Origin of the sequence: Streptomyces sp. ID05-39B, assembly GCF_033794725.1 — a bacterium.
Taxonomy (GTDB): Bacteria; Actinomycetota; Actinomycetes; order Streptomycetales; family Streptomycetaceae; genus Streptomyces; species Streptomyces bobili.
Map to the genome: position 1 here is coordinate 1 of NZ_JARGEF010000303.1, position 8,212 is coordinate 8,212.

Below are 8,212 nucleotides of genomic sequence, written 5' to 3' on the forward strand. Positions count from 1 at the left end.
CCCCCACCCCCGCCGGCGCCCGTTCCGCCGCCGACGTGGTCACCCCCCAGCTCGTCGCCCAGCTGACCAAGGGCGTCGTCGGTTCCGGGCGTACGGCGAACCACACGCCGTTCACCGGTGAGAAGCTCGCCGACCTGCCGGAGTCCACCCCCGAGGACGTACAGCGGGCGTTCACCGCGGCCCGTGCCGCGCAGGCGGTGTGGGAGCAGGTGCCGGTGCGGGAACGGGCCGCGGTCCTGCTGCGCTTCCACGACCTGGTGCTCCAGCGGCAGGGCGAGGTCCTCGACCTGATCCAGCTGGAGACCGGCAAGGCGCGCCTGCATGCCCACGAGGAGGTGCAGGCGGTCGCGGTCGCCGCCCGCCACTACGGCCGCAAGGCCCCCTCCTACCTGCGGCCGAAGCGGCACGCGGGTGCGATGCCGACGCTGACGAAGGTCACCGAGCTGCGCCACGCGCGCGGTGTCGTCGGCCAGATCGCCCCCTGGAACTACCCGCTCGAACTCTCCGTCGGCGACGCCCTGCCCGCCTTCGTCGCGGGCAACGCGGTCGTCATGAAGCCCGACACGGAGACCTGCCTCACCGCGCTGTGGGCCCGTGACCTGCTGATCGAGGCCGGGCTGCCCGCCGAGGTCTTCCAGGTCGTCATCGGCGAGGGCCCGGTCGTCGGCCCCGAGGTCGTCCGGCACGCCGACTACGTCTCCTTCACCGGCTCCACCCGCACCGGCCGTGAAGTCGCGCAGGGCGCCGCAGCCCGCCTGGTCGGCGTCTCCCTCGAACTCGGCGGCAAGAACGCCATGCTGGTCCTTGCGGACGCCGACATAGAGAAGGCCGCCGCCGGAGCGGTCCGCGCCTGCTTCTCCTCCGCCGGTCAGCTCTGCATCTCCATCGAGCGGCTGTACGTCCACGAGTCGATCGCCGACGCCTTCCTGGAGCGCTTCGCCGCCCGCACGAAGGCCATGCGCCTCGGCACCTCCCTCGCGTACGGCGCCGACATGGGTTCCCTCGTCGGGGAACGCCAGTTGGAGACCGTGTCCCGGCATGTCGAGGAGGCAGTCGCCAAGGGCGCCGAGGTCGTCGCCGGCGGGGTCGCCCGCCCCGACATCGGCCCGTACTTCTTCGAGCCGACGATCCTCGACGGCGTGACGGAACCGATGTCGGTCTGCGGCGAGGAGACCTTCGGCCCGGTCGTCTCCATCTACCGCTTCACCACGGACGACGAGGCGGTCGAACTCGCCAACTCCACGCCGTACGGCCTGAACTCCTCGGTCTGGACGAAGGACGGCCGTCGCGGGCGCGCGGTCGCCGCCCGCCTGCGCACCGGCACGGTCAACGTCAACGAGGGCTACGCGCCCGCCTACGGCAGCGTCCAGTCGCCCATGGGCGGCATGAAGGACTCCGGCCTCGGCCGCCGCCACGGATCCGAGGGCATCCTCAAGTACACGGAGGCCCAGACGGTGGCGCAGCAGCGGCTGCTGCCGATGGCGCCGTCCCTGGGGATGAGCGACGAGAAGTACGCGGAGTTCATGAGCCGCAGCCTGCGCCTGATGAAGGCGTTCCGCTTCCGCTAGACAGCACCCGTTCTCAACGAGGAGAGCATGTGTCACAGGAGAACTCCGCGCAGATCCGGGACGAGGACGGACCCGCCCGCCAGGACGCCGACGCCAGTGTCGGCACCGGCGACACCGAGGGCGGCCAGGACGGCCGGGACGCCTACGACTACGACGTCGTCGTCGTGGGATCCGGCTTCGGCGGTTCGGTCACCGCGCTCCGCCTCACGGAGAAGGGGTACCGGGTCGGCGTCCTGGAAGCCGGCCGCCGGTTCACCCGCGAGTCGCTCCCGAAGAACTCCTGGGACCTGAAGAACTACCTCTGGGCCCCCAAGCTCGGCATGTACGGCATCCAGCGCATCCATCTCCTCGGCAACGTCATGGTGCTGGCCGGCGCGGGCGTCGGCGGCGGCTCCCTCAACTACGCCAACACCCTGTACGTCCCGCCGAAGCCCTTCTTCGACGACCCGCAGTGGCGTCACATCACGGACTGGCAGGATGAGCTGGCCCCCTACTACGACCAGGCCAGACGCATGCTCGGGGTGCGCCTCAACCCGACGATGACCCCCTCCGACGTGCACCTCAAGGCCGCCGCCGAGCGGATGGGCGTGGGCGACACCTTCCACATGGCGCCGGTGGGCGTGTTCTTCGGGGACGGCCAGGACGCCGACGGGTCGGTCACGGCACGGCCCGGCCAGGAGGCGGCGGACCCCTACTTCGGTGGCGCGGGCCCCGCCCGCAAGGCCTGCCACGAGTGCGGCGAGTGCATGACCGGCTGCCGGCACGGCGCCAAGAACACCCTCAACGAGAACTACCTCTACCTCGCCGAGAAGGCGGGCGCCGTCGTCCACCCCCTCACCACGGTCGTCTCGGTCACCGACGACTCACGCGGCGGCTACGCGGTGGCGACCCTCCCGACCGACGGCCGCCGCCGGTCCGGTGGCCGCACCTTCACGGCCCGCCGGGTCGTCCTCGCCGCCGGAACCTACGGCACCCAGACCCTGCTGCACCGCATGAAGGCGGGCCACCAGCTGCCGTACCTCTCCGACAGGCTGGGCGAGCTGACGCGCACCAACTCGGAGGCGCTGGTCGGCGCCCAGACCGACGACCGCCGCTACCGCAGGGCGACCGGACAGCCGAAGGCCGACTTCACGCGCGGCGTCGCCATCACGTCCTCGGTCCACCCGGACCCCGACACCCACATCGAGCCCGTCCGCTACGGCAAGGGCTCCAACTCGATGGGCAGCCTGTCGATCCTCCAGGTGCCGTACGCGGAGGGCTCGTCGCGGGTGGCCGGCTGGCTGGCGAACGCCGCTCGCCATCCCGCCCTCATGCTGCGCTCCCTCTCCAACCGCCGCTGGTCGGAGAAGACCATCATCGGCCTGGTCATGCAGTCCCTGGACAACTCGCTGACGACGCATCTGAAGCCGACGGGCGTGGGCAAGGGCCTGCTCACCGCACGCCAGGGGCACGGCAGCCCCAACCCGAAGCAGATCAAGGCGGCTTCGGAGGCGGCCACCGCGATCGCCGCCGACATCAACGGCTTCGCCGGCTCCAACGTGGGCGAGCTGATGGGTACCCCGCTCACCGCCCACTTCCTCGGCGGCTGCCCGATCGGTGACTCGCGCGAGACCGGCGTCATCGACCCGTACCACCGCCTCTACGGCCATCCCGGCATCTCGGTCGTGGACGGCGCCGCCGTCTCGGCGAACCTCGGGGTCAACCCGTCCCTGACGATCACGGCCCAGGCCGAGCGCGCGATGTCGTACTGGCCGAACAAGGGTGAGCAGGACCCGCGCCCCGCGCAGGGAGCGGCGTACGAGCGTCTGAAGCCGGTGGAACCGCGGGACCCGGTGGTCCCGGCGGAGGCGTTCGCGGCGCTGCGGCTGCCCTTCCTGGGCATGCCGACGGTGCCGCCGAAGAAGGAGAAGAAGTTGTAGTGGTGAGGCAGCGGGCACGGAAAAGGGACCTGCGCCCCCCTCCGAGCGCAGGTCCCTCTTCGTCAACGGCCCTGAGGCCGGATCAGGCTTACGCCTGTGTCCTGCGGCGGCGCGCGGTGAACACCACGCCCGCACCGGCGACGAGGGCGACTCCGCCGACCAGCCCGATCATCGGCAGCGCCGATCCGGAGCCGGTCTCGGCGAGGTTGCCGCTGATCTCCTTGGCCTCGCCCTGGGGCTTGTTGCCGTCGGTGACGCCGCTGGGCTTCTCACCGTTCGGCTCGGCGTCGCCGACGCCGCCCGGCTTGGTGCCCGCGGCGAGGATCTCGACGTCGTAGAAGTCACCGTTGCCGTGGCAGACGGAGTCCTTTCCGGCGTAGACGGCCTCGCTCAGCGCGAACGACGAGCCGGCCGGGGCGGAGGCCTTGACCTTCACCCGCAGCTCAAGGGTCGCGGAGCTGTCCTTCTCCAGTGAGTCGAGCATGGCGACGAAGGAACCCGAGAGGTTGACCTTCTTGCCGTCCTCGTCCTCGTAGTAGTCCTGGAAGCCGTTGGTCCACTTGCCGTCTTCCTTGACCTGGATGACGGCGAGGTTCTCGACCAGGGAGGCGTCGGTCTCGTCGTCGTACTCCACGAACCCGTCGATGTAGACGTTCTTCAGGTCGGCGTCGGAGTCGTTCTCCACCACGAACTCGAAGTCGTGCCAGCCGGAACCGGCGACGATCTTGTTCGGCAGTCCTTCGATGGTGGCCGACAGCTTCTCGTCCAGTTCGAACGACTTGCAGTCCTCGTACGGGTCGAACGCGTCCTCCTCGTCCTTGCCCTCGTCGGCCGACGGGGTGCCGGTGGACGACTCCGAGGACGAGGACGAGGACGAAGGGGACTGCTCGCTCGACAGCTCCTTCGAGGAGTCGCCGCTCTGGGACGGGGACGCCGTGTCGGACGGGGTCTCGGACGCGGAATCGGGGGCGCTCGGGGAACCCGTGCCGGACGGCGAGGCGGAACTCCCCGTCTCCGACGACGACGCGCTCGGCGACGCCGTGTCGCCCTCCTCGGCGAAGGCGCCCGGCGCCGACAGCAGGGCCAGCGGCGCGATGACGGCGGTCGCGGCCATGGTGACCATGGCCCGGCGGAGCTTCATGCAAAGACCTCGATGGTTCCGATGCGTCGCGACAGCAAGGCCGCGACGCGGTTGTTCAGACCTTCCGCAGGGGAGAGCGGGTATGGCCCTGAGTTCGCTACGTGTGACTGGCGAAGGCTGTGAAGAGTTGCGCTCTCTTCACAGGTTCTTTATGTGGCTTGCGTCACGTGAGCCGTGTCCCCCGGGGCCGCCCCCTCGACCGTGGGCGGACATGACGAAGGGCCCCGCGGGACGGATCCGCGAGGCCCTTCTTTTCGTCAGCACCGGCGTCAGGGCAGCGCCGGTGCCTGGGAGCGGCGCCGGGGGGTTGCGCCGCTGGCTTGTCGGGCGCCCGCGTCCGCGCCGGGTGGCCGCCGGGGCGCACGCGGGGCGTGCCATCTGGTCTGAACCTTTGGCGGTCGGTGGGGATGGAACGCCACATAGCAGGTCAGGGCAGATCAATAGGGGGGAGGGTGGTGCAATGCCGTTGTCCCCGTCGGGACTTGGGGCTTTCTACGCATCGTGCTGGATGAACGCGGCGCCCGCAACCGTTTGACCCAGCTCTTACGCACTTTTGCCCTTCCCGCCGGCCGGCCCCGGGCGTCCCCGGGGCCGGCCGTTCTCTTGGGTGACCGGGCTGCTGTCCCCTGCCGTCCGGTCACTTCCCCGGAGCGAGGTCCCACGGCGCACGGCACGATCCGTACGCCTCATCGCTCCAGGTGAGCCACGCGTGGTTCTTCCGGGCCCGCCCCTGGCTGGAACGGACATCGGGACCAACGAAGCGGTCCGCGGCCGGTCACGCGCCGGACGGGTGAGAGGGGTGCCGAACTCAGATACGACCACGGCAGAGTTCGAGGAGGGTCATGGCGAGGGGGGTGCCGGGCTTGCCGAGGGCCTGCCGGTAGTGATCGAGGATCTCCATCTCGCGGGACAGGTTCACGCGCCGGCCGCCGGAGGTGATCCGGGCCTCCTGGATCACGGCGGACACGGCGATCCGTTCCTGGATGAGACCGATGATCCGGTCGTCCAGCGCGTCGATGCGCTCACGCGCGCCGGTGATCACGCCGGCCGCCTCGGAGGTACGGGCGCCGGTCACGTCGGTGGCGGTCATGGGGGCTCCTGTGGTGGTGAGTGGGTGCGGATGCCCCGGAGCGACCTGACCCGGAGGGAAAACGACAGGCGCCCCGGGCCTTGTCGGCCCGGGGCGCCTGGGAAGTCGCTGCGTCAGCTCAAGCAGCACGACCATGGCAGCCGGCGGGCCGGGTGCCATAGGTAAAGACGAAGGTCGCGTGCGAAAGCATGGGGCCAGTATGGCACGGCGGCTTTCCGGCGGGGGCGGGCCCGTCGGCCCGTCCGCCCTCGCTGACGAGCCCGGTCCCGCACCCCCGCAGGGAGGAGCGGCGGGACCGGTGTCATGTCCGCATCGGGAGGAGCGGCGGGACCGGTTTCCACGCCCCCGCAGGGAGGAGCGGCGGGACCGGTGCCATGTCCGCATCGGGAGGAGCGGTGGGACCGGTTTCCACGCCCCCGCAGGGAGGAGCGGCGGGACCGGTGCCATGTCCGCATCGGGAGAAGCGGCGCGACCGTCCCGCGCCCACGGCGGGAGAAGGCGTTCGCCTCGGGAGAGGCGACGTGACCGGTGCCGCGCCCGCCTCGGCGGAAGCGACGGGACGGTCCCGCGCCCGTCTCGGTAGAATTGGCCAGCACAGAGACCCCGCCCAAACCGCCGGAAGGCCCCCGTGTCATCAGCGACTCCTACTGCCGCCGCCCCCGACACCGTCCTGGTCGTCGACTTCGGCGCGCAGTACGCCCAGCTCATCGCCCGTCGAGTCCGCGAGGCCCGGGTCTACAGCGAGATCGTGCCGAGCACCACGCCCGTCGCCGAGATGCTCGCCAAGAACCCGGCGGCGATCATCCTCTCCGGCGGTCCCTCGTCCGTCTACGAGGAGGGCGCCCCCCGCCTCGACCGTGAGCTGTTCGAGGCCGGCGTCCCCGTCTTCGGCATGTGCTACGGCTTCCAGCTGATGGCGCAGACCCTCGGCGGCACCGTCGACAACACCGGCGCCCGCGAGTACGGCCGTACCGAACTGCACGTCTCGCGCACGTCCTCCACCCTGTTCGAGGGCACCCCGGGCGAGCAGGCCGTGTGGATGTCGCACGGCGACGCCTGCTCCGCCGCTCCCGAGGGCTTCTCCGTCACGGCCTCCACGGACGTCGTCCCGGTCGCGGCCTTCGAGAACGACGAGAAGAAGCTCTACGGCGTCCAGTACCACCCCGAGGTCATGCACTCCACGCACGGCCAGCAGGTCCTGGAGCACTTCCTCTACCGCGGCGCGGGGCTGCGCCCGGACTGGACCACCGGCAACGTGATCGAGGAGCAGGTCACCGCCATCCGCGAGCAGGTCGGCGACCGGCGCGCCATCTGCGGCCTCTCCGGCGGCGTCGACTCCGCGGTGGCCGCCGCCCTCGTCCAGAAGGCCATCGGCTCCCAGCTGACCTGCGTCTACGTCGACCACGGCCTCATGCGCAAGGGCGAGACCGAGCAGGTCGAGAAGGACTTCGTGGCCGCCACCGGCGTCCAGCTGAAGGTCGTCGACGCGGAGGAGCGCTTCCTCGACGCCCTCAAGGGGGTCTCCGACCCCGAGGAGAAGCGCAAGATCATCGGCCGTGAGTTCATCCGCGTCTTCGAGCAGGCCCAGGCGGAGATCATCGCCGACGAGGGCCCCGAGGTCGCGTTCCTGGTCCAGGGCACCCTCTACCCGGACGTCGTCGAGTCCGGCGGCGGCACCGGCACCGCCAACATCAAGTCGCACCACAACGTGGGCGGCCTGCCCGAGGACCTCGAGTTCCAGCTGATCGAGCCGCTGCGCAAGCTGTTCAAGGACGAGGTCCGCATGGTCGGCCAGGAACTCGGCCTGCCGGAGGAGATCGTCCAGCGCCAGCCGTTCCCCGGCCCCGGCCTGGGCATCCGGATCGTCGGCGAGGTCACCAAGGACCGCCTCGACCTGCTCCGCGACGCCGACGCGATCGCCCGCGAGGAGCTGACGGCGGCCGGCCTGGACCGTGAGATCTGGCAGTGCCCGGTGGTCCTGCTCGCGGACGTCCGCAGCGTGGGCGTCCAGGGCGACGGCCGCACCTACGGCCACCCGATCGTCCTGCGCCCGGTCTCCTCCGAGGACGCCATGACGGCCGACTGGTCGCGCCTGCCGTACGACGTCCTCGCGAAGATCTCCACCCGGATCACCAACGAGGTGCGCGACGTCAACCGGGTCGTCGTCGACGTGACCTCGAAGCCGCCGGGCACCATCGAGTGGGAGTAGGCCCCTCTACGTGAGCCCCTTCACGGGGCTCAGGTCCGCTTGAGGGTCCGCACCGGCTCTCCGGGCTTCCAGACCTGGGCGACGAGATACGTGTCGTCCTCGACGTAGGTCCGTACGACCTCCGTCAGCTCGGTGCGGAAGAGGTGGAACGGCTGCGGCGGTTCCACCTCTTTCACGTACCCGGCCCTCGCCTCCTGCACCGCCACTGCCGACGCCTGCCTTCCCCGCTACCCGTACGGCCGGTGACCCCTGTGAAACCGGGCCACCGAGCCTGTGAACAACTCC

General features: G+C 70.7%; 5 protein-coding genes and 1 pseudogene. 3 read left to right on the forward strand and 3 right to left on the reverse strand.

All coding sequences use genetic code 11. The annotated features are described in order from the left end of the window. Positions 1-1,568: succinic semialdehyde dehydrogenase (locus P1P75_RS36980; protein WP_319263701.1), on the forward strand; the 1,568-nt coding region annotated here is incomplete at its 5' end. A gap of 164 nt (positions 1,569-1,732) precedes the next feature. Further along, a complete protein-coding gene (locus P1P75_RS36985; RefSeq protein ID WP_319263708.1) occupies positions 1,733-3,487 on the forward strand; it encodes a GMC family oxidoreductase in 1,755 nt (584 codons plus the stop codon). An 88-nt stretch (positions 3,488-3,575) separates the two neighbouring features. On the opposite strand, the gene P1P75_RS36990 is transcribed toward P1P75_RS36985, so the two are convergent. Both P1P75_RS36990 and P1P75_RS36995 read right to left on the reverse strand, forming a co-directional pair. Further along, positions 3,576-4,628, reverse strand: a complete 1,053-nt coding sequence (locus tag P1P75_RS36990) for an LAETG motif-containing sortase-dependent surface protein (protein WP_319263702.1) — start codon at positions 4,626-4,628, stop codon at positions 3,576-3,578. 808 nt (positions 4,629-5,436) lie between these two features. Then, entirely contained in the window at positions 5,437-5,718 is a 282-nt protein-coding gene (locus tag P1P75_RS36995) for a chorismate mutase (protein ID WP_319263705.1), read from the reverse strand. A gap of 628 nt (positions 5,719-6,346) precedes the next feature. On the opposite strand from P1P75_RS36995, the gene guaA reads away from it, so the two are divergent. Beyond that, positions 6,347-7,927: a glutamine-hydrolyzing GMP synthase gene (gene guaA, locus P1P75_RS37000; RefSeq protein ID WP_319263706.1), complete on the forward strand. Its 1,581-nt coding sequence runs from the start codon at positions 6,347-6,349 to the stop codon at positions 7,925-7,927. A gap of 29 nt (positions 7,928-7,956) precedes the next feature. On the opposite strand, the pseudogene P1P75_RS37005 reads toward guaA, so the two are convergent. After that, positions 7,957-8,212, reverse strand: a pseudogene (locus tag P1P75_RS37005) (pyridoxamine 5'-phosphate oxidase family protein); the annotation flags it as partial.

Excerpts from the sequence above, each read along its gene's own strand:
- P1P75_RS36990 (WP_319263702.1), bottom strand. The coding sequence starts at position 4,628 with ATGAAGCTCCGCCGGGCCATGGTCACCATGGCCGCGACCGCCGTCATC.
- P1P75_RS36995 (WP_319263705.1), bottom strand. The coding sequence starts at position 5,718 with ATGACCGCCACCGACGTGACCGGCGCCCGTACCTCCGAGGCGGCCGGC.